Annotated in this window: 20 protein-coding genes and 2 tRNA genes; 8 read left to right on the forward strand and 14 right to left on the reverse strand. The window is 32.7% G+C overall.

Going from position 1 to position 22,931, the window contains the following annotated elements:
* Positions 1 to 204: 204 nt before the first annotated feature.
* A complete protein-coding gene (locus HYN56_RS01285) occupies positions 205 to 915 on the reverse strand; it encodes a hypothetical protein (RefSeq protein WP_109190537.1) in 711 nt (236 codons plus the stop codon).
* A 333-nt stretch (positions 916 to 1,248) separates the two neighbouring features.
* Entirely contained in the window at positions 1,249 to 3,027 is a 1,779-nt protein-coding gene (argS, locus tag HYN56_RS01290) for an arginine--tRNA ligase (RefSeq protein WP_109190538.1), read from the reverse strand.
* A gap of 331 nt (positions 3,028 to 3,358) precedes the next feature.
* Here argS and HYN56_RS01295 point away from each other — a divergent pair, with 331 nt between their 5' ends.
* Positions 3,359 to 5,776, forward strand: coding sequence for a TonB-dependent receptor domain-containing protein (locus tag HYN56_RS01295; protein WP_109190539.1), 2,418 nt, complete (start codon positions 3,359 to 3,361; stop codon positions 5,774 to 5,776).
* A 100-nt stretch (positions 5,777 to 5,876) separates the two neighbouring features.
* Here the strand turns inward: HYN56_RS01295 and HYN56_RS01300 are convergent, their stop codons facing one another.
* The 3 genes from HYN56_RS01300 to HYN56_RS01310 form a co-directional block, all read right to left on the reverse strand.
* Positions 5,877 to 6,548, reverse strand: a complete 672-nt coding sequence (locus HYN56_RS01300; protein WP_109190540.1) for a copper homeostasis protein CutC — start codon at positions 6,546 to 6,548, stop codon at positions 5,877 to 5,879.
* Positions 6,549 to 6,677: 129 nt separating this feature from the next.
* Positions 6,678 to 7,685, reverse strand: a complete 1,008-nt coding sequence (locus HYN56_RS01305; protein WP_008464493.1) for a 3-oxoacyl-ACP synthase III family protein — start codon at positions 7,683 to 7,685, stop codon at positions 6,678 to 6,680.
* Between the two features lie 268 nt (positions 7,686 to 7,953).
* Positions 7,954 to 8,904 (reverse strand): ABC transporter ATP-binding protein, encoded by a 951-nt coding sequence (locus HYN56_RS01310; RefSeq protein ID WP_109190541.1) that lies wholly within the window; start codon positions 8,902 to 8,904, stop codon positions 7,954 to 7,956.
* A gap of 260 nt (positions 8,905 to 9,164) precedes the next feature.
* Here HYN56_RS01310 and HYN56_RS01315 point away from each other — a divergent pair, with 260 nt between their 5' ends.
* From HYN56_RS01315 to HYN56_RS01325, 3 genes are read left to right on the forward strand one after another with little or no spacing between them, the layout of a single operon-like run.
* A complete protein-coding gene (locus HYN56_RS01315) occupies positions 9,165 to 10,922 on the forward strand; it encodes an AHH domain-containing protein (protein WP_167398261.1) in 1,758 nt (585 codons plus the stop codon).
* Between the two features lie 2 nt (positions 10,923 to 10,924).
* Complete coding sequence (locus tag HYN56_RS01320) at positions 10,925 to 11,641, forward strand: imm11 family protein (RefSeq protein WP_109190543.1); 717 nt, start codon at positions 10,925 to 10,927, stop codon at positions 11,639 to 11,641.
* Positions 11,638 to 12,357 carry a hypothetical protein gene (locus tag HYN56_RS01325; RefSeq protein ID WP_109190544.1) on the forward strand — a complete coding sequence of 240 codons (720 nt, stop codon included), beginning with the start codon at positions 11,638 to 11,640 and terminating at the stop codon, positions 12,355 to 12,357. The genes HYN56_RS01320 and HYN56_RS01325 overlap by 4 nt, the downstream gene beginning before the upstream one ends.
* A 79-nt stretch (positions 12,358 to 12,436) precedes the next feature.
* Here HYN56_RS01325 and HYN56_RS01330 read toward each other — a convergent pair whose 3' ends face one another.
* Positions 12,437 to 13,132, reverse strand: coding sequence for an OmpA family protein (locus tag HYN56_RS01330; protein ID WP_109190545.1), 696 nt, complete (start codon positions 13,130 to 13,132; stop codon positions 12,437 to 12,439).
* A 19-nt stretch (positions 13,133 to 13,151) separates the two neighbouring features.
* Entirely contained in the window at positions 13,152 to 13,649 is a 498-nt protein-coding gene (locus HYN56_RS01335) for a lipocalin family protein (RefSeq protein ID WP_109190546.1), read from the reverse strand.
* A 206-nt stretch (positions 13,650 to 13,855) separates the two neighbouring features.
* Between HYN56_RS01335 and htpG the strand changes: the two genes are divergently transcribed.
* From htpG to HYN56_RS01355, 4 genes are all read left to right on the forward strand, one after another.
* Positions 13,856 to 15,739: a molecular chaperone HtpG gene (htpG, locus tag HYN56_RS01340; RefSeq protein ID WP_109190547.1), complete on the forward strand. Its 1,884-nt coding sequence runs from the start codon at positions 13,856 to 13,858 to the stop codon at positions 15,737 to 15,739.
* A 164-nt stretch (positions 15,740 to 15,903) separates the two neighbouring features.
* On the forward strand, positions 15,904 to 17,163 hold the full coding sequence (locus HYN56_RS01345) for a patatin-like phospholipase family protein (protein WP_109190548.1): 1,260 nt from the start codon (positions 15,904 to 15,906) through the stop codon (positions 17,161 to 17,163).
* Between the two features lie 164 nt (positions 17,164 to 17,327).
* Positions 17,328 to 18,158 (forward strand): hypothetical protein, encoded by an 831-nt coding sequence (locus HYN56_RS01350; RefSeq protein ID WP_109190549.1) that lies wholly within the window; start codon positions 17,328 to 17,330, stop codon positions 18,156 to 18,158.
* A 134-nt stretch (positions 18,159 to 18,292) separates the two neighbouring features.
* The gene (locus HYN56_RS01355; protein WP_109190550.1) at positions 18,293 to 19,024 is read left to right on the forward strand and encodes a DUF4369 domain-containing protein; all 732 of its coding nucleotides are present in this window, start codon (positions 18,293 to 18,295) and stop codon (positions 19,022 to 19,024) included.
* Between the two features lie 166 nt (positions 19,025 to 19,190).
* Here HYN56_RS01355 and HYN56_RS01360 read toward each other — a convergent pair whose 3' ends face one another.
* The 7 genes from HYN56_RS01360 to HYN56_RS01390 all read right to left on the reverse strand — a co-directional run bounded on the left by HYN56_RS01360 (position 19,191) and on the right by HYN56_RS01390 (position 22,925).
* On the reverse strand, positions 19,191 to 20,237 hold the full coding sequence (locus HYN56_RS01360; RefSeq protein WP_146194555.1) for an acyltransferase family protein: 1,047 nt from the start codon (positions 20,235 to 20,237) through the stop codon (positions 19,191 to 19,193).
* A gap of 126 nt (positions 20,238 to 20,363) precedes the next feature.
* Positions 20,364 to 20,440: transfer RNA gene (locus tag HYN56_RS01365), tRNA-Thr, on the reverse strand.
* 112 nt (positions 20,441 to 20,552) lie between these two features.
* A tRNA-Thr gene (locus HYN56_RS01370) sits at positions 20,553 to 20,626 on the reverse strand.
* Between the two features lie 76 nt (positions 20,627 to 20,702).
* On the reverse strand, positions 20,703 to 20,969 hold the full coding sequence (locus tag HYN56_RS01375) for a hypothetical protein (protein ID WP_091496454.1): 267 nt from the start codon (positions 20,967 to 20,969) through the stop codon (positions 20,703 to 20,705).
* A 57-nt stretch (positions 20,970 to 21,026) separates the two neighbouring features.
* Positions 21,027 to 21,995: a type I phosphomannose isomerase catalytic subunit gene (locus tag HYN56_RS01380; protein ID WP_109190552.1), complete on the reverse strand. Its 969-nt coding sequence runs from the start codon at positions 21,993 to 21,995 to the stop codon at positions 21,027 to 21,029.
* 57 nt (positions 21,996 to 22,052) lie between these two features.
* Positions 22,053 to 22,511 (reverse strand): peroxiredoxin, encoded by a 459-nt coding sequence (locus HYN56_RS01385; RefSeq protein WP_109190553.1) that lies wholly within the window; start codon positions 22,509 to 22,511, stop codon positions 22,053 to 22,055.
* A 3-nt stretch (positions 22,512 to 22,514) separates the two neighbouring features.
* The gene (locus HYN56_RS01390; protein ID WP_109190554.1) at positions 22,515 to 22,925 is read right to left on the reverse strand and encodes a 6-carboxytetrahydropterin synthase; all 411 of its coding nucleotides are present in this window, start codon (positions 22,923 to 22,925) and stop codon (positions 22,515 to 22,517) included.
* Positions 22,926 to 22,931 lie beyond the last annotated feature (6 nt).

Consider the following 22,931-nt stretch of genomic DNA (forward strand, 5'->3'; position numbering starts at 1 on the left):
TTCAGGAATGGTATATTGTTTTTAGAATTCTTAGACAAACCTAAACAAAACAAATGTAGTTTCCTACAAAAAAATGCATTTCAGCTTAAAATATGTCTTATTTTAATAGTTCTAAACTTTTAGGGGTAATCATAAAAAAAGCCGATAGTATAATAACTATCGGCTTTAACTCTTTAGATTTAACTGAATCTTTGGAAAATTGTCTTATTTAGATTCTGCGCATTCAGAATAAGTAATTGCATGTTTAGTCAGATCTGTCCATTTTGGTTCCGGAGTTGATGAAATTAATTTATCACATCCTACCCATAATGGTGCAAATTCTTTTTTGTATTCTTTTTTCTTTAATAAAAATGCCGGCGAATCTTTTTTAGCAACGTAATACGATTTAGCATCTCCTCCAACAAATTTAACTCCACCAACTCCTAACGATGCTGTCTCTTTTGCATGTGGGTCGCAGTAGATTTTAATTTCTTTACTGAATGCAGGATTTAACAACTGCATTAATAGTTTAGAAGTTTTTTTCTTAATTTTCACGTCAGCTGTTTCAAAATAGGCATAACCTTCTTTGATATACTCTTGGTTCAATTGATTATCATTCCATTGTTTAAAATCTGAGATGAAGTCTAGTTTTTTACCTAAATTATCCAATCCGCTTGGTGGTAAATACATATGCTTGATATCCTCCGGTTTCAATTTGTGTTTTTTTCCGGCAGCGTCTTGTAATTTAATAAATTCAATTAATCCTTTGTCTCTATCAATATCTCTAATAGTTCCGCTAAGTTCTGTTCCGTCTGTCAGAGTAATGTAAGCCGTTTTGTTGTGTGAAAATCCATAAGATGGGTTAATTAAATCCTGAGCTTTTGTTGCCGTAAATGCAAAAAGAAGCATCATTAATAGTAAAGGTTTTTTAATCATTGTTTTTGGGTTTAAAATTTTGCCTACTCTCCCGATTTTCGGCTTCCTCGATTATTTTCACACTCAAAAAATATTCAAATACTTATATTTATTAGCTTTAAAAGCTATTATTACTACAATTTTTCTTACCGTAAACATAATTATAAAAACGATATCTACAAACCTTATTTTATTTTTTTTACACGAAAATTCATTCAGCAAATTACTTAACGTTCTTCTGACTTTTTCTTTATTATTCAATAAAACAGAACTATTCTTTTTAACCAATCAGCTAAAAAAAAAGAGCCAGCAATTAAATAATTACTGGCTCTTTTAAAATTTAATATACAAAGACTACATTCTTTCAGGAACTTCAATTCCTAATAATTGGAATGCAGATTTTATAACTTCAGCAACTTTCTGAGAAAGCTGTACTCTAAATATTTTTTTCGTCATATCAACCTCTCCTAAAATATGCACGGACTGATAAAATGAGTTGTATTCTTTTACCAAATCGTAAGTATAATTAGCAATCAAAGCCGGGCTGTGATTTTGTGCCGCATTCTGGATTACTTCCGGGAAAAGCTCAATTTGTTTTACCAGTTCTTTTTCTTTTTCATGAAGCTCCTCAATTTCAATTTTAGCAGAAAAATCAAAATCGGCTTTACGAATTATCGATTGAATTCTGGCGTAAGTATATTGAATAAACGGACCTGTATTTCCTGCAAAATCCACAGACTCTTCCGGATTGAACAGAATACGTTTTTTAGGATCTATTTTTAAGATATAATATTTTAAAGCACCTAAGCCAATTGTCTTATATAGTTTCGCTTTTTCTTCGTCAGAATAACTATCCAGTTTTCCTAAATCTTCTGAAATCTGTTTTGCTGTGTCTGTCATATCCTGCATCAAATCGTCAGCATCTACAACCGTTCCTTCACGGCTTTTCATTTTTCCAGAAGGTAAATCTACCATTCCGTATGACAAATGATATAGAGTTGAAGACCAGTCAAAACCTAATTTTTTCAGGATTAAGAATAAAACTTTGAAGTGATGATCCTGCTCGTTTCCAACTGTGTAAACCATTCCCCCAACATCTGGCATGTCTTTAACACGCTGAATTGCGGTTCCAATATCTTGCGTCATATAAACCGCTGTTCCATCAGAACGTAAAACAATTTTACGATCTAGACCTTCATCTGTCAAATCAATCCAAACAGAACCATCCGGATCTTTTTCAAAAACACCTTTATCTAAACCTACCTGCACAACATCTTTACCTAAAAGATAGGTGTTGCTTTCATAGTAATATCTATCAAAATCAACTCCAAGATTAGTATATGTTTTAGCAAAACCGTCATAAACCCATTCGTTCATTTTTTTCCAAAGTGCAATCACTTTTTCATCACCAGCTTCCCATTTTTTAAGCATTTCTTGTGCTTCAACAATAATTGGCGCCTGTTTTTTAGCTTCTTCTTCCGTTTTACCAGTTTCAATTAAACCGTTAATTTCAGTTTTATAAGCTTTATCAAATTCCACATAATACTTACCAACCAATTTATCGCCTTTTAAACCTGAAGTTTCAGGAGTTTCTCCGTTTCCGAATTTCTCCCACGCCAACATCGATTTGCAGATATGAATTCCTCGGTCATTAATAATTTGAGTTTTATAAACTTTTTTACCTGAAGCCTTCAAAATTTCTGCTACAGAATATCCCAACAGGTTATTTCTAACATGTCCTAAGTGTAATGGTTTATTAGTGTTTGGCGAAGAATATTCAACCATAATTGCTTTTTCAGCAGGATTTGGCTGAACAAAACCGAATTGTTTACTGTCCTTTATTCCATTAAAGAAATTTACATAATAACTATCTGAAATGACAATATTCAGGAAACCCGAAACTACGTTAAAGCGCGCAACTTCAGAAACATTCTCAACTAGATAATTCCCAATTTTGTTCCCTAATTCAGCCGGATTACTTTTAACCAACTTCAATAAAGGAAAAATTACCATTGTAATGTCTCCTTCAAACTCTTTTCTGGTAGCTTGAAACTCAATTTTATCAACAGTAACATCAAATAATGATTGTATTGCTTTTTGTATAGAAGGTGTAAGAATTTGTGATAATGACATGTAAACTTATTTTAAAGTGAGCAAAGATACTGCTTATTCATCAATTACAGAAAATCAAAAACATATTAAATTCAGGAAAAGAGTTTCTATTTGACAAAAAAGCACAATTTTTAATTGTTAAAATTATCAAAAAACCAAAACCTTAATCTCTTACCTGACAGGGAATGAGATTTTTTTTATGAATTTTTATCCAAATTCTTGTAACATATCAAACACATGAGAGTCTTAATAGAGACTTCAATTTTATTATGAAGCAACAAAAAACAAAAAAAAAGAAAACTAACAAAACAAAATCATCATCAATCAAATCAAAACAATCAACAAGGTAATCATGAAATTAAAACTATTTCTGTTCGCGTTATTGGGGGTAATCGCGACAGCACAAGCTCAGAATACGGGGACCGTTTCCGGGAAAATCACAGAAAAATCGAACAGCATGCCTATTTCTTATGCAACTGTTTCACTTAAAGAAAACGGAAAAATAGTTTCCGGAGTCAATACAGATGATAATGGAGACTTTTCATTTAAAAATATTGCTTTAAAAAGTTACACCATCGAAATCCAATATATCGGATTTAGAAAATATATTGGTTCTGTTCTTTTAGGCGAAAACAAAAAATCTGCCACTTTAAATATAGCTCTTGAAGAAGAAGCAACACAACTTAAAGGAGTTAATATTGTTGCAGAACGTTCTACAATTGAGCAAAAAATCGACCGAAAAGTAGTAACAGTTGGAAAAGATTTAACCACTGCCGGAGCTTCTGCATCAGATATTATGAACAATATTCCTTCTGTAAATGTGGATCAGGACGGAAAACTTTCGCTTCGCGGAAATGATAATGTTCGTGTATTAATTGACGGACGTCCTTCTAATATTGATCCTGCTCAGTTATTAAAGCAAATTCCGTCAACTTCTATCAAGAAAATTGAGTTGATTACTAATCCAAGTGCCAAATACAATCCGGAAGGAATGTCAGGAATCATCAATATCATTTTACACAAAAATGCTAACACTGGTTTTAATGGTACTTATAGCGGAGGAATTACTTTTGGAGAAACCGCTAAATACAATCAGTCTTTGGATTTAAATTATAAAACAGGTAAAGTAAATTTCTTTGGAAATGTGGGACAAAACTTCGGAACGTACTTTAATGATGGTTTCATCAGAAGATTTGACCAAAATATTGTTCAGAATATTGACGTTAAAAATGATAACGATTCATACTTGTATAAAATTGGAATGGATTATTTCATTGATGATCACAATACCATATCAATCTATACTAACCAAAACAAAAATACAGGAAAAGGATTTGTAGATACTGACATTGATTACAACAATGTAACGAATTCTGATATTTCAAATATTTTTCAAAAATCAAGTTATTGGGGACCGGATCAGGTTGGTACTTATAATCTGGCGTACAAACATATTTTTAAAAAAGAAGGGCATACTTTAGATTTTGAAGGTAATTACAGTGACAATAAAGAAACTCAAAATGCTTCGTTTGATACTAAAACAACAAATACAGACAACACAAGTTCTGATATTTTATATAATGATTTCCTGAAAGGTTCTCGAAAATTAACTACATTAAATATTGATTATGTTAATCCGTTAAACGAAAAAACCACTCTTGAAGCAGGTGCTGAAGCCAGAATTACAAGAACAGGAAATGATTATACTACAGGAAACCCTTTGCTTCCGGTAGAAAGCCAAAAAACAAATTATACTTACGACACTGATATTTACTCGGCTTATGTAACATTTGGACAAAAATTCAAAAAATTGAGTTATCAGGTAGGTGCCCGTTTTGAAAGTTATAAAATGCAGGCAAATTTAAATCAGGGGAAATATATGTATGATGATGATTATCTTACTTTGTATCCTTCTGCTTATTTAACCTATAACTTAAATGAGAAAAACACTTTACAGTTAAGTTACAGTCGTCGCGTTGACCGTCCAAGTTTAGAGCAGACAAAACCTATTCGTGAATTTGCTACTCCATTGGTTACCTCTTTAGGAAATCCTGATTTAAGACCACAGTTTACTAATTCTGTTGAGGTAAATTATACTAAAACATTAGAAAAAGGAAGTTTTACTGCAGGAGTTTTTGTGAGAAGCATCAACGATCAAATTAGCAGAATTTTATATCCGGATGCTGCAGATCCAAGCAACGAAAAACAAATTATGTCTTTTACAAACTTTGACCATAACACAGCTTACGGATTTGAAGTTTCATTGAACTATAAAATTACAAAATGGTGGGACATCCAGCCATCTATTGATTTCTCCAGCATTAATCAGGAAGGAATTGTATACAAATACGTAGCAGGCAGCGAAAGTATTCCGGAACAAAAAACGGTTACTGTTGCAGCATTTAATGGCCGTATGAATTCAAACTTTAAAGTAAACAAACGTTTAAGCTTTCTATTATTTGGATTCTACAGAGGTGCAGTTGACGGACTACAGAACAACAGTCACGAAATGTACAAAATGGATATTGGTTCACGCTACACTTTGTTAGACAACAAAATGAACATCAGTGTACGTTTTAATGACGTTTTCAATACTATGAAATATGCTTTTGATACGGAGTCTCCTTATCCGCAAGCAGGCCAGTTTACATGGGAAAGCCAAACAGTTTATTTAGGTTTGACCTATAATTTTGGTGGAGGAAAAATCAAAAACTTACAACGTAAACAAAGAGACGATAATACTAATAAAGGCGGAGGCGGAATGTTTTAAGCCTCTTTCCTAAAAAATATTTTTTAATATTTTTTGAATAATTTCTTGTAGAAAAAAAGCCCGGAGTATGCCAACTCCGGGCTTTTCTATTTTTATTAACTTATAGAAAGTTTTTAAGTTCTTTTATTTCTTCAGGATTTGCAATTTCAGTATTATCTGTAATTGCAGACGAATGATAAAAAGTTAAATCCAGTTTTTCCTGTAACAATTTTATGTTTGAAGATCGCAACCCGCCGCCTGGCATGATCTCTATTCGGTCTCCTGCCAATTCCTGAATTCTCTCCAAAGCCAGAATTCCTTCTTCAACATTTATTCCCTGCCCCGAAGTCAGAATGGTTTTAAAGCCACATTCTATAACATCTTCCAATGATTTTTCTACATCTTTAACCACATCAAAAGCACGATGAAAAGTACAGGAAAGCGGATGTGCTAAATGAACCAGTTCTTTATTTTGTTTTTTGTTTACTTTTCCGTTATCCTTTAAAATTCCGAAGACAAATCCATCTACTCCCAGTTTTTTAAACTGTTTTATATCTTGTTTCATTTCTGTCAACTCTTCATCAGAATAAACAAAATCTCCGCCGCGGGGTCTGATAATTACATGCATTTTAATTTTTAAATCTTCACGAACCTTTACTACTAAAATGGAATTTGGTGTTGTCCCGCCAAGCTTCATATTTTCACAAAGTTCGATTCTGTCTGCACCATTTTCCTGTGCAATTATTGCCGATTCATAATTAAAACAAGCTATTTCAAGTTGATTTTTTTTCATTGGAATTTTAATATTTCTTATTCAAAGAGACCTAACAGGTTTTAAAACCTGTTAGGTCTGAGAACGCAATTTATAAAAAAACCTGCTCCAAAATGAAGCAGGTTTAAAATATAATGTAAGATGATTATTTTACCATTTAATAATAGCACTTGCCCAGGTAAATCCACTACCAAAGGCTGCTAAAACTACAGTATCTCCAGATTTGATTTTTCCTTGCTCCCAGGCTTCTGTCAAAGCAATCGGAATAGATGCTGCTGTTGTATTACCGTATTTCTGAATATTATTGTGAACCTGATCGTCTGTCAGTTTGAATTTATTTTGAATGAACTGAGAGATTCTTAAATTAGCCTGATGCGGAATCAGCATATCGATATCCGAAACCTGAAGACCATTTGCTTCCAAACCTTCATTAATTACCTCCGCAAAACGAACCACAGCATTTTTAAATACAAACTGGCCGTTCATATATGGGTAATAACTTTCGTCGTTTGGATCATTATCTGCAATAATATCGGTTACCCAACGTGCTCCCATTCCCGGCGCCTGCAGAGCTAATTCTTCTGCATGTTCTCCTTCAGAATGCAAATGAGTAGAAAGGATTCCTTTTGTTAAATCTTCTTCTCTGCTCAAAACTGCAGCTCCAGCTCCATCACCAAAAATTACAGAAACCCCGCGTCCGCGAGTTGTCATGTCTAATCCTGTAGAATGAACCTCAGAACCAATTACCAAAATATTTTTGTACATTCCGGTTTTAATATATTGATCTGCAACAGAAAGTGCATAAACAAATCCTGAGCATTGGTTTCTAACATCTAAAGCACCAACTGTTCTTAATCCCAAATCCCTTTGTACCAAAACTCCCGGTCCTGGAAAATAATAATCCGGACTTAAGGTTGCAAAAACTACAAAATCAATATCTTCTTTGGCAACACCAGAACGTTCGATTGCAATTTTAGCCGCTTTCACTCCCATTGAAGTTGTGGTGTCTTCTCCACGAATAATGTGTCTTCGTTCCTGAATTCCGGTTCTTTCCTGAATCCATTCGTCATTGGTATCCATTATCTTAGACAAATCATCATTAGTCACCACATTAGAAGGAACATAATATCCTAAACCAGCTATTTTTGAATGATACATACTCTATTATTATTTATTAAAAATTTGGATTGCAAATTTACGCATACTTTAAAATATACGTACACAAAATACTATTTTTTTCGTAATTAGCAATTTAATATATTCTAATTATATCTTGTTTTGAGATATTTTATATTTTGAAAATACAATAATTAACATCAAATCCTGAGGAAAATCCAAAACCACCCGATCTTTTGTTTAAGGTTTCCGAAATTAACATTATCAAAAAAAAAGAAACCCGGCAATCTAAAACTGTCGGGCTATTTTTTTATAAATAATTTAATGCTAAAAAGACTTCCTGCTCAATCGGCAAATCGATTTCACTTTCAAAAAAGATCAGTTGTCTTTTATAAACGGTTTCGATTAAATAATGACTTCCTCTAAAATAAGTTCTCCTGATTTTTACCATCAGTCTGGATTCTGAAACCATTTTAAACTGATGCGGATAAACCAATGTTTTATGAGTTTCGTCTTCGTAGGATAATAATAAATGTGTCGGAATCTCATTAACTTCTCCAAACAATGAAGCTACATATTTAATTTTTGGATCTTCATAAATCTTAGAAGGATCGTCTTTAACAAGCATTTCCCCATTTCGCATTACAATAGCCTGATCTGCAAAAGACAAAGCATCTGTACTGTCGTGTGTTGCAATAATACAGGTAATTCCTTTTTGTTTTAGGTAACGAAATAGATTACGACGCAACGCGTTTTTTCTAAAAGCATCAATCTGACTAAAGGGCTCGTCAAGCAAAATCACTTCCGGTTCCAGAGCCAAAACTCTAACCAGTGCCACTCGCTGTTGTTGTCCTCCACTTAAAAACTTTGTTTTTACATTGGCAAACTGATCCATTTCGACCATTTCCAGTAATTCCTGAACACGAAGTTTTTTCATGTTAGCAAAACCGTTCGAAAGAAACTTCCCTACATTTTCGGCCACAGTCTCATACGGAGACAAATCAAAATCCTGCGCCAGATATTTCATATAAGGCATTCCGGGAATCAAATTAAATTTTGGGCCCAAAACAGGTTTCCCTTCATAAGAGATACTTCCTTCATCTAAATCGTACAAACCATAAATAAGCTTAAGAAGCGTACTTTTTCCGCAGCCGCTTTCACCAATAATAGCAATGTTCTGTCCTTTCTCAATAGAAAAAGAGATGTTTTTTATAACGGGGCTTTCGGTATAAGTAAAAGATATATTTTGAATGTCAAGCATGAGTTGTAATATGAGAGGTCAAATTTACAATGTTTAATTTCTAATGTCAAAAAAAAGCTGCTTCATTTGAGAAACTCTCCTTAAGATAAATTAATTATTTAGAATACATACAACTTTAACACTCTTAAAACTATTTGTAATATTTTTTTTACTTATTTTGTCTTAAATCAACATGCATTATTGAAAGTATAACTTCTAAAAAATCACCTTAATTAAAATCAACTATGTACCTAAAAAAAAACATTTCAAATTTACTCGTGATGTATCTAATTTTATTCACATCATTGTTTTCGAGTTGTTCAGTTGAAGAAAATATAATTTCTAATGAAACAATCCACAGTAGTAATTACAGTTTAAAGACAATTACAAGAGACGAGATTGATTTAAATACTAAGATTGTTGCAAAACTTCAAAAGTACAATTCGCAACAAAATAATATAACAAGCAAAAATGTCCCTATTGATAATCTAGGACTCACTATACAAACAGATAACGCAAATTACATTAAAAATGGTAATTATCATTCTTATACCTTTTCGACCGTACAAAATGAAACTGACAACATAAAAAACATACTTTTCTCCCTAACCGAAAATGGTGAATATGATGCTTTTCTGGTGGAATACGGTTTTAACAAAATAGAATTAAACAGTTTTGACAGTAAAAACAAACCTGGTTCAGCAAAAATAACGCCTATTAATCTTGACATAAGTTCTGTGACTGCAAAAACTGCTTCTTTGTGGGTTTGTAAATATAATTATGAACTAGTTAGTAGCGGAGACTTAGTAGGTGCAGAAAACGTAATCTATAGCTGGGTTCTGGTAACTTCAGATTGTACTGTAATAAATGCCAATGTAATAGATGATGATACAAGCACTACAAATTACGGTTCAGGCACAGCGTCCTATACCTCGAATGGATATATGAATCCGACAGCCGGAGGCGGTAGCAGCATAGCAACATCTCCTTTGTTTGCAATGTATGACGAACCTGAAATTTTAAAAATAGAAACTGTAAAAAAGTATTTAAATGTTGGTGGGCAGCAAAAAAGATTTTTAGAACAAAATGGAGAGATAGCTTTCGCATTTTATGATTATCTTGTAGCAAATAGATTTACTGATGCATCTAAAAGTTTTGGAAAAGAATTACTTGAGATTATAAGAACAGATACTTCATTCGATCTAAACGCTCTTTATTTCACTTTAAACGCCCAGAGCAAAAACAAAATAAACAATGGTTTAGACGAAACATTTTTACTTGCCATCGATCAATATATGGATGCGGATATGACAAACATATACAATACCGATCCCGATTTAATGATATATTTTGGGGCACATCACATTGTTAAAATGGCACGTTTAAAAAAACTAAATCCACAATGGAGCTATCTAAAATGTTATTGGGAAGCAAGCAAAGAAGTTGTTCACATAACACTTGATGTATTTGGAACCGTACCAGTTATAGGAGAACTAGCAGATGTTACTAATGGTGTGTTGTATGTTATTGAAGGTGATGGGTTGAATGCTACAATAAGTATTGCAAGTGCTGTTCCAATAGCGGGATGGGCTGCTGTTTCCACTAAATATGCTATTAAAATTAATGAAGTATATTCAATAGGAACTAAAGTTAAATTAGTTTGGAAAGTTAGTGGCGATTTAATTACTTTTGGTTCAAGAAGTCAATTAAGAAAAGTTTTAGGTCTAGCTGTTGGAGATTTACGACAAGCGCATCATATCATACCTTGGAACAAACTATTGGAACCGGCTATACAAAAAGCAGCCAAATCTCAACATGCTTTTCATATGAATGAGGCATTAAATGGTATCCCATTAGACAAGGCAATCCACAGCGGCAGTCATCCCCATTATGACAGTTTAATTCAAGCACGGTTAAATGCAATACCAGCAAATGCTACACCTGATCAAGCTTATGCTAAAGTTTTAGATTTAATTAACGATGTCAAAGATGCAATTAAAAACAATCCCAATGTTCCACTTAATCAATTAATTTTTTAAAAATGAAGTATTATTCAATAACCAATTCATTAAATAGAAAAGTATTAGGTCATTATCCCCAAATTAAGAATAATAAATATAATTGTGACATTTGGAATGACCCCCACTTTATAGAACATGTGCATTTTACTAAAGTAAATTTCACACCTATAACTGCAAACGCAATTTTACATGATAAGTCAAAATTAACTGACTTAATAAGCTCTAATGGGATGGGGTTTACATTGAAGCTTTTAATTAGTGGAAAATTAAAAAAGATACTAGATAACAGTAGGAAAACTGGCTTACAATTTTTCAAATCTCCTGTGATTCTTAATAATTATTTAATTGATGATTATTGGATTTTAAACATGTATGAAGTTGACATGAATGTTATTGATTTAGAAAGATCAATAATAATTCAACGTATTAGAAAACCCGAAGGAGGTACAACATTAATCGATGTAAAATTTGATTCATTGGAAAATTTTACATCAGAAATTAGAGAAAAAGAACTTGAAGGAGAACTCTACTTTAAAAACATTAAAATAAAAGAGAATGTAAATGAAGATTTTTTTTCTTTAAGATATGTAGAAGGTGGTGCAAAATATGTTGTCTCAGAAAAACTAAAAAAAGAGATAGAAGAAGAAAATTGCACAGGTATTGAATTTCAACCAATAGAATTATCTTTAACAGAATGGCTACATGGAGGTGAACGCGAAAAAATTTATGGAAAATGAAAGAAAACCTAGAAAACCTTTATAATCATCATTTACAGATTGTGAATAGTTATTCATTTGCTGATATTATAAATGAATACATCAAACAAAATAATGAATACTACCTTTCAATGGGAATTACTAATTACTTAGAAGATGAAGAGGTAAGATTTTTAAACAAGGTAAAAAACAGTAAAAAAATCAACAACTCTTTTATAAAAGTAAAAGAATTAAATATTGATGAAAAACAGATTGTTTCAAACTTTCAAGAAGACATTACAAAATCTCTTAATCAATTTAAAAAAATCATAGAAGAAAACAAAAACAATACTACTTATCAGTCTATGTTTATTGAACATGATTTTTTTCCTTACGGTTATATCAAACTATGCAGCAAACAGAACTTCTCAATAAATGAAAGTACAAATATCTCTGATTTTGATTGTATTGATGGAATTCATAATGAAAGTTGCAAAATTAACTATTCATTAATTTGGAAAAACTTAACTAAGTTTCAAGCGATCTTGGAAGAAATGGAATTAGACAATTATATATCTGAAACTTCATTTTACGAATCACTTTTAGAAGTTTATAATTTGAAGACTTTTATATTGTTAAGCGAAGCGTTTGATAAACTTGAAGATGATATTTTTGAAGGAATTGATATTGTAAAACCCTTTTTCATATTTGCAAACGAACATGATTGTAAACCATACAATATTCATATTTACAAATAAATTTCACTTAAAATGTTTTATATAAAAAAAGCTGCTTCATTTAAGAAACAGCTTTTTTTATATTTTATTTTACCAGAAATTATTTTCCAGCTTCTGCTTTTGCGTCATTTACCATTTTGTCGTTTGCAGTAATTGAGAATTCTACACGACGGTTTTGAGCTCTTCCTTCCGGAGTGTCATTTGTTGCAATTGGATCAGCAATACCTAAACCTGAAGTTTTGAAACGGCTTGATTTTAATCCTTTAGAAACTAAATACGATTGTACTGAAGCCGCTCTTTGTCCTGAAAGAGTCAAATTATATTCCGGTTTTCCTGTATTATCAGTGTAACCAAAAATCTGAATATCTGTATCCCCGTATTCATTAAACACAGGAACCAATTTATCTAAGTTAGCTTTAGCCTGAGCAGTCAAAGTAGATTTATTAGTATCAAAACGAACTGCATTTTCGTTCAGGGTCAGGTGAATTCCTTCTCCAACTCTCTCTACAGATGCTCCTGGAAGTGCCTGATCGATTTCACGCGCTTGTTTATCCATTTTGTTTCCAATAAGCGCTCCGGTTCCACCACCAACAGCAGCTCCAATCGCAGCACCTAAAGCAGCGTTTCCGCCTCGGCCGATATTATTTCCTAAAACCGCACCAATTACACCACCTGCAACAGCACCAATTCCGGCACCTTTTTGAGTATTATTGGCATTCTTTACTGAATCACAACTAGTAAAAAAACTAGTCAATACCAATAAACTACACAAACCTAAAACAGTTATCTTTCTCATCTTTTATCTCTTTAAAATATTAATTAGCTCTTTGAAATTGGTAAACAACATCTTTTACCTGACCACCAACATTGATATTATCAATTAATTGGAATGAACTTTCAGTTACACCGGCAACTTTAAGTAAGTAACCATCTCTTACTTTCTTCGCTTTTTCTCCAGCATCAAGAATCTTAAGAATAAACATTCCCTGATTGTTGATACTCCATACAATTGGTGAAGAAAATCCGGTACAGCTTGGCGATGTTAAAGCCATTGATCCTTTATTATTATTTGAAATAAAGCTCCAGGTACTTCCGATAAAACATTTTGAATCGGCAAGATCAAATGAATTTACTTTAATGTAATCTGAACCCGGATAAGACACATTGGTAAGCACCCAATTCCCTTTTAACGCTACCTGAGTAGGTCTGTCTAATTTTTTTGAAAGCGTTGTGTCTGTAGAAGACGTTGACGAAGCTGATTTACACGCGAAAAACATCACGGCAATCAAGCATATAAAAATACCCTTCTTCATTTTATACAATTTTTTATAGATTAATATTTTGCCTTTTTAACAATTATTGTACCACAAATATACGATTCGTCGAGATATTTTTCGTTCCAGAATCCATTTATTTTCTTTCAAAATTAACACTTACGACATTTTGTCACCCTAAAAACAATTGGTATTTTATTTGAAGAAATGAAAATCATCAAGTTAAATCAAAAAATAAATAAAATATGACAACAGGTAAAATTAATGTTTCGGTAGAAAACATCTTTCCCTTAATCAAAAAGTTCTTATACAGTGACCATGAAATCTTCCTTAGAGAGTTAATTTCAAACGGAACTGATGCTACTTTAAAACTAAAACACCTTATCAGCATTGGTGAAGCTAAAGTAGAATACGGAAACCCAATTATCGAAGTAAAAATTGATAAAGAAGCTAAAAAAATCCACATTATCGACCAAGGTTTAGGTATGACAGCTGATGAGGTTGAAAAATACATCAACCAGGTAGCTTTCTCAGGAGCCGAAGAATTCCTAGACAAATACAAAGATTCTGCAAAAGATTCTGGAATTATTGGTCACTTTGGTCTTGGTTTCTATTCTGCTTTTATGGTGGCTGAAAAAGTAGAAATCATTACAAAATCATATAAAGACGAACCAGCTGCACACTGGACATGCGACGGAAGTCCGGAATTTACTTTGGAACCGGCTGACAAAACTTCACGTGGTACAGAAATCATCCTTCATATTGCAGAAGATTCTCTTGAGTTTTTAGAAGATTCTAAAATCAGCGGATTATTGAATAAGTATAATAAATTTATGCCTATTCCTATTAAATTCGGAACTAGAACTGAAACACTTCCAAAACCGGAAGATGCTCCGGAAGACTACATAAACGAAACTGTTGAAACAGACAACATCATCAACAACCCAAATCCGGCTTGGACAAAACAGCCTTCTGAATTATCTGATGAAGATTACAAAAACTTCTACAGGGAATTGTATCCAATGCAGTTTGAAGAGCCGTTATTCCATATCCATTTAAATGTAGATTACCCATTTAACTTAACTGGTATTTTGTATTTCCCGAAATTAGGAACGGATATGCAAATCCAAAAAGATAAAATTCAATTATACCAAAATCAGGTTTACGTTACAGATAACGTAGAAGGAATTGTACCTGAATTTCTTACAATGTTAAAAGGAGTAATCGATTCTCCGGATATTCCGTTAAATGTTTCTCGTTCTGGTTTACAAGCCGATGGCGCGGTTAAGAAAATTTCAAACTACATTACTCGTAAAGTAGCTGATAAATTAAAAGCTTTATTCAATGAAAACCGTGCTGATTTTGAAGCAAAATGGAACGATATTAAAATCGTTTTAGAATACGGAATGCTTTCTGAAGATAAATTCTACGAAAAAGCAGGAGCTTTTGTATTGTATCCAACTGTAGATGAAACTTATTTCACTTTAGAAGAGTTAAAAGAAAAACTAAAAGAAAACCAAACAGATAAAGACGGTAAATTAGTTGTTCTTTACGCTGGAAATAAAGACGCACAGCACTCTTATATTGAAGCAGCAAAAGACAAAGGTTACGAAGTATTACTTTTAGACTCTCCGATTATCTCGCATTTGATTCAGAAAATCGAAAACGATAATAAAGATGTAACTTTTGTACGTGTTGACTCTGATCATATTGACAATTTGATCAAAAAAGACGAAAACACGATTTCAAGATTATCTGAGGATGAAAAAGCTACTTTAAAAACTTCATTAGAAGCCTATATCCCAAAAGCATACAGTGTTCAATTGGAAGCTATGGACAGCCAGGCAGCTCCGTTCTTAATCACGCAACCGGAATTTATGCGTAGAATGAAAGAAATGAGCCAGACAGGCGGAGGCGGAATGTTCGGAATGGGTAATATGCCGGAAATGTACAATTTGGTTGTAAACACTAATTCTGATTTAGCTTCAAACATTTTAAATACTGAAGATAAAGTACACCAGGAGCATTTGGTAAAACAAGCTTTAGACTTGGCTAAATTATCTCAAAATCTATTAAAAGGTGAAGCTTTAACTGCCTTCGTAAAAAGAAGTTTTGAAATGATTAAATAATTATTCGAAAAGAATATTTTTTTCAAAATCCTGCAAATTCAGTTTTGCAGGATTTTTTTTGCTCATAAAAACACCCTATAAAAAGGGGAATTCTCCCCTATTCTCAAAACAGATGTTTCTATAATTTTGAAAACCAACAAATTAAAATCAAAATTCTAGAAATCATGGATAAAAAGAAATTTACCGAAAATGGAACAGTTCTAGCAATTATTAACGATTTAAGAGACAACATTAAAAACAAGAAATTCTCGGACATAACAGACAATAATAATTACCAATATGTTGATCTTGTTCAGGAAGGCGGTGGCGTACTCGGAATTGCCTTAATTGGATATGTTTATGTTTTAGAAAAAATGGGAATTCGTTTTCTTAGTTTGGCAGGAACCTCCGCAGGAAGTATAAACACTATGTTAATGGCTGCTGCCGGAACTTGTGACATGGAGAAATCAGAATGGATTCTGGATTGTCTTTGCAATAAAAACCTTTATGATTTTGTTGATGGAGATCGTGACGCCCGCCAGTTCATAGATGCATTATTGAGCGATGCCGGAAATTTAAAATTGATCATGAGAGGTGTTCAGGTGGTAGATAATTTTAAAGATGATTTAGGACTGAATCCAGGAAATAATTTCCACCAATGGATGACCAATTTACTTTCGCAGAAAGGCATAAAAAATTACGCTGATCTGGAAGCATTACGAAAAAAGGGAGTTTCAGATAAAAACAAATTATTCCGAATCAGCGATCAGGGTAAAAAAGAGGAATACAAGAGAGAAGACCATTGGAGTGAAATGGCCATTATAGCTGCAGACATTACAACGGAAAGCAAAATTGTTTTCCCAAAAATGATGGATTTATTTTACTCAAATCCCAAAGTTCAAAACCCAGCCGATTTTGTTCGCGCTTCCATGTCAATTCCTTTATTTTTTACTCCGTTTAAAATTACAAACATTCCCGGCGGAGTCGATGCCTGGAACAAATGGAACGATGCTACCTGTTTGAGAACCTCAGTACCATCAGAAGTTATGTTTATGGATGGCGGAATTATTTCAAACTTCCCAATTGATATTTTCCATGAGAATTTAAATGTTCCGGCCTCTCCAACTTTTGGAATTAAATTGGGTTACGATAAAAACGAAATCAATAAAAATGAAAAATTCTCTAATTTAATAAGTTCCATGTTTGATACTGCGAGATACGGTTATGATTCTGAATTTTTAAGAAAAAATCCAGACTTCAAAAACCTAATAGGTTATATTGATACCGGAAGTCATAACTGGCTCAATTTTAATTTAACCGACGATGCCAAAATCGATTTATTTATCCGCGGAGCGCAAAACGCTTCAGATTTTTTAAATCGCTTTAACTGGGATGATTACAAGAAAATCCGTAAGGCAAAAAGCGATTATTATAAGTCGGTTTAAAATTTTCGGCAATAAATCAATAATTTTTACGTTGCTCATACTTTTTTCTTCAAAAAGCCGTTATAATATCCTGTAAAGAAAGCTTACAGGATTTTTTATTAGGAATCATTTTTTTCACTAAATTTGATTGCCTTTTTATCTAACACAAAACCACGAATACCACTATGAAAAAAACCGCTATATTATTAAGCACGATTTGTTTAGCAGCATTTCTATTTTTTTCCTGCTCGAACGACAGCAATGAAGGTGCCGCTTCAACAGATCTAACCAGTATTGGCGCATCAATCGCAATTGATACCTCTAACGAAATGGATCTTAATACAGGTCTGTCTGTAGCAACATCCAGCACTACAGCAAAAACAACTGAAACTGTTATTGGCGTCTGCGCCGCGATTACTATAACAACACCAAATGGAGGAGAATATCCTAAAGTTTTTCTTATTGATTTCGGAACTGCCGGCTGTAAAGACGACAACAACTTAACAAGAAAAGGAAAATTAGAAGTAACTCTTTCGGGACCAATTACTACTACAGGAAGTAAAATGACAATTAAAAGGACAGATTACTCTATTAACAACATTAAACTGGAAGGTACCATCGAATACACAAATACTACAACAGTAGATACAGCACCTCAATGGACACGAAAAGTAACAAACGGCAAACTAACCGATTTACAAGGAGGAGTTTATACTAATTCAGAAACTTACACCACAAAACAAACTGCCGGAGTTGATACGCCTTATGTATTATCCGACAATGTTTACGAAATAACTGAAGGAACTCATACAGTAACAGGATCAAATGGTACAACACTTACTTTGACAGTAAAAGAACCATTAATTAAAAAATACTCTTGCACTTTTATTTCTAAAGGTCAGTTGAAAATTCAGGGAGGTATTTTGAACGGTGTAGTAGATTATGGAAATAACGACTGCGATGCCCTTTACACTTATACACACGAAAATGGCGCTTCATTTAATTTATCAATGTAAAACCTTTTCACACTATACTTTAAATCCCAATTTAGAAATAGATTGGGATTTATTTTTTTTATAAAAATAAAACTGCTGTCTCTCTACATTTAAACTATTTTCTTTATTTTGCACCCAAATCTAATAAACCAACAATGAAAAAAACATTAATTGCTTTTGTTACGCTTGCCCTGTTAGCATCATGCAGCAAAAAAGAAACTACTGGTAATGTACATATTACAGGAAACGTTAAGGGATTAAAAAAAGGAACACTATATATCCAAAAAATTGTTGACACAGCACTTGTTGCTATCGACAGTATTAAAATAGACGGAAATTCTGCTTTTGAAAGCAATATCACATTAGATTCACCACAAGTATTGTATTTGTTTTTAGATCGTGGCGTTACCAATTCATTAGACAATAACATTTTGTTTTTTGCAGAACCCGGAAACATCAATATCGAAACCAATCTGGATCACTACATTTCTGACGCTAAAATCACGGGATCAAAAAATCAGGAATTATACGAACAGTATGCAAAAATTAATAGCCGCTTTACAGATGAAAACCTTTCATTAGTAGAACCACGTTTTAAAGCTTTAAAAAGACAAGATCAAAAGGCAGTAGACAGCATCACCAAATTACAAGAGTCTAACATCAAAAGAAAATACTTGTACGCTACAAACTTTGCCCTAAACAACAAAGACTATGAAGTTGCCCCTTATATTGCGTTAGCAGAGATTTATGACATCAATTTAAAGTTTCTTGACACGATTCAAAAATCGATGACTCCAAAAGTGGCTAAATCATTTTATGGAAAGAAACTAACTAAGTACGTTAATGACCTTAAAAAGGAACAACAAACACTGCAAACCGCAGAATAATTTCTGTTCCATTTCAATAAAAAATGCCCTGAAAATTTCAGGGCATTTTTTATTTATAATTATCGTTTTTAAACAAACTATCTTGCCATTAAACCTCCAAAGTACCGCAAACACGAAAAAAAACACGTAAATCGTCAATAAACAACATTAAATCTAAATCAATTAATCAAGCCTTTATATCTTTAATTTTATTTCTCGATGGAAGCTCAAAAAATTTATACGAAAGACAAGCTGCCAAAAACAAAATCACAAACCTCACGAGAAAAGCCAAAGTAGGATCTTCTTTCAAATCAAGTTGAAAATATTTGCGCAGCCTATAATCACTTACCCATAACCAAACAGGATATTGTAAAAGGTAAATTCCAAAACTAATTTCTCCCAAAAACACAAGAGTTCTATTTCTTAAAATAGTTGTCAGCTTTCCTGTATTAAGCGATAAAAGCAGAATCAATGGTATAAAAAGCACAGCCAACAGACCATTATGATAATTGAATCCTGTTGGAAATTTTAAAGCTATTATAATTAAAATAATTACAATTAAAATAGCTAAGTCGAAGTTTCGTTGATAGCCACAATTATTGATATAGTAAATTGCCGCTAAGTTTCCAATTAAAAATTCATTTAGATGTAATAGCGGAAAATAACTCAAATCTTTAATACTTAATGGAAAATTCATTATAGGTTTCAAAAACATTATCTGAAACACTATTTGACTTACAATCCAAAACACAAGAATTAATATCGAAATTTTCTTAAAACTGACTTTATTGTATATTACATTAAATAAAAATGGGAACAAAACATAAAAGAACATTTCTACTGAAAGAGACCAACCCGGCGTATTTATGGTAAGAGCCTTTTCAGGGACCCAGGACTGAATCATAGTTACATTCAAAAGAAAATCTCCCCAATTAGCTTTATTATTTAAAATTAAAACTACAAGCACAAGCAGAACCCCTAACAAGTAAAGAGGATAAATACGAGCTAATCTATTTTTTAAGTATTCAAATGCACTGACTTTCGTTTTATCATGATAAGCAATTATCATCACAAAACCTGATAACATAAAAAAATAACTAACAAAAACAGCTGACGATTTAGTTATAAATTCCAAATATGGATTATTGAAAAGAAATGATTTTTCACCATAATGAAAAATGACTATTAATACTGCTGCAATGAATCTCGTAAAAGTTAATTGTTCTACCCTCATAAGTTGACGAAAAATACAAATTCCAGATTACAATAAAAAAACATTCTCAAATCTTTCTTACGCTTGATAACGTGAAATACAGGATTGATAGAATAAAAAAAAACCACCACATTTCTGTGATGGTTTTGGAGCCGATAGAGGGACTCGAACCCACGACCTGCTGATTACAAATCAGCTGCTCTAGCCAGCTGAGCTACATCGGCCTATTTTGCGAGTGCAAAGATATAAATGTTTTTTAATATTCCAAAAAAAAAATCACACCTCTCTCTATAATTTAAAAAACCATCACATTTCTGTGATGGTTTCCGTTTTTTGAGCCGATAGAGGGACTCGAACCCACGACCTGCTGATTACAAATCAGCTGCTCTAGCCAGCTGAGCTACATCGGCCTCATTACGGGTGCAAATATAAAGCGGTTTTTCAATTTCCCAAAATAAATTTGCACTTTTTTACACTTTTTTTTGCTTATAGTGCGTTGATTTTTTCAACCAATTGATTAGCAGTTTGTTCTAATTCAATATTAATTTGCTTGAAATGTGCTTTTTTATTTTCAACGTTCTTTGCGTTCACTTTTGTAATCAAAGTATCGAATGCAGCAATAGCTTCATCGATCAAAGCATTCGTTTCCGGAGTTGGATTTCCTGTTGTTGACATCTCAAACAAGTAAACTGCCTCAATAATATCTCCTAATACGAAGTTGATGTCTTTCTTTAAATTTTTAACGTTTGCCATTTTTATTATAATTTTAATTTGCGTTTGCAAAAGTACATATTATCTTTAGATTATGTGTTAAGAAATGTAAATTTCTAAAATTGAAGCATTTCCAGTCAAATTAAATGCTTTTATCGCAGCCGGAACCAAAACAGTATCTCCTTTTTTATACGAGTTTTTAAATCCGTCATATTCAATTTCAAAATCACCTTCAATACACATATAAACTGTAAATGTTTCTCCAGTTTTAGAAACCTCTAATTTGTTTTCTAATGGAAGGAAATTCGTTGTAAAATAAGGACAATCTACAACCGTATTTGAAGTGTTTACTTTAGACTCATATTTTTTCTGAGTATCTACTTTATTGTAGTTAATCGCATCAAGAGCTAAATCTACATGTAATTCTCTTTTATTCCCCTGTGCATCTACACGGTCAAAATCATATAATCTATAAGTAATATCAGAAGTCTGCTGAATCTCGGCAATAACCAGACCAGCTCCAATTGCATGAACAGTTCCTGTTTCTAAGAAGAAAACATCGCCTGGCTTTGCCTTTACAGTATCTAAGATTGAAACTAAAGTATTGTCTTGTAAATGTTTTAAATACTCTTCTTTATTTGAATCTTCTTTAAAACCAACAATAATTCTCGCATCTGCATCTGCCTGAGTCACATACCACATTTCTGTTTTTCCGAATGAGTTATGACGCTCTTTAGCTAATTTATCGTTTGGGTGAACCTGAATAGAAAGGTCTTCTCTCGCATCAAGATATTTGAAAAGTAAAGGAAATTGTTTCCCGAAACGCTCGTAAACTTTAGTTCCTAAAACGGCGTCCGGAGTTTCATCAATAAGCTCCATCAAAGATTTTCCTTTTAGAACTCCGTTTGCCACCACACTTACATCTCCTTCTACAGTAGACAATTCCCAGCTTTCACCGGTAATTTTAGAAACGATTGGCTTATTCAAAATTGTTTTTAATTTTTCTCCTCCCCAGATTCTTTCTTTTAAGATCGGTTCAAATTGTAAAGGGTATAAATTTTGGCTCATGTTTTTTAGGTTAATATATTTGTTTAATTAATTTTATTCTGATACTATTTTTCTAATTTATAATACTAATTCCTTAATAGTTTCCAAAGCTTTTGGTATGTGTTTCGCAGCATTTACACTATCGAAGATCGAAATCACCAGACCATTTCTATCGATAATATAAGTAACACGGCCCGGCAGAAGTCCGAACAAATTATTACGGACACCAAAAAGCTTTCTTAATCTTTTATCACGATCTGAAAGCAAAATAAAAGGTAATTGATGTTTAGCAGCAAATTTGTGATGTGATTTGACACTATCACTGCTAATCCCGATTACCTCAGCTCCCAAATCTTTGAAATCTTCATATTGATCCCGAAAACTGCAGGCTTCTGTTGTACAGCCAGGCGTATTATCTTTTGGGTAAAAATAAATTACCAATGGTTTTCTTCCTAAAACACTCTGGCTTTCAAAAGTTTCTCCATTATTGTCTTTTGCAGTAAAATTCGGAACTATATCTCCTATTTTTAATGACATTTTTTATTCTCCTTTATAAGTTACAAAATTACGGTCGGTTTCATTCAGCACTACTTCCAAATCAAAGTCAGTGTGAATTCTTTGTCTAATTTTATTCCATATCACAACGGCAATATTTTCTGCTGTTGGATTCAAATCTAAAAATTCTGGGACATCCAGATTTAGATTTTTGTGATCAAACGGAATTTCTACTTCTTCGCGTATAATATCCGCTAATACTTTCACATCTAAAACAAAACCAGTTTCCGGATCAATTTTTCCTGTAACACTTACTGTTAAACCATAATTATGACCATGGAAATTAGGATTGTTGCATTTGCCAAAAACAGCATCGTTTTTTTCAAATGACCAATCTTTTCGATGTAGTCGATGTGCAGCATTAAAATGTGCTTTTCTTGATATGGTTACTCTCATTTAGGC

Origin of the sequence: Flavobacterium crocinum, assembly GCF_003122385.1 — a bacterium.
GTDB lineage: Bacteria > Bacteroidota > Bacteroidia > Flavobacteriales > Flavobacteriaceae > Flavobacterium > Flavobacterium crocinum.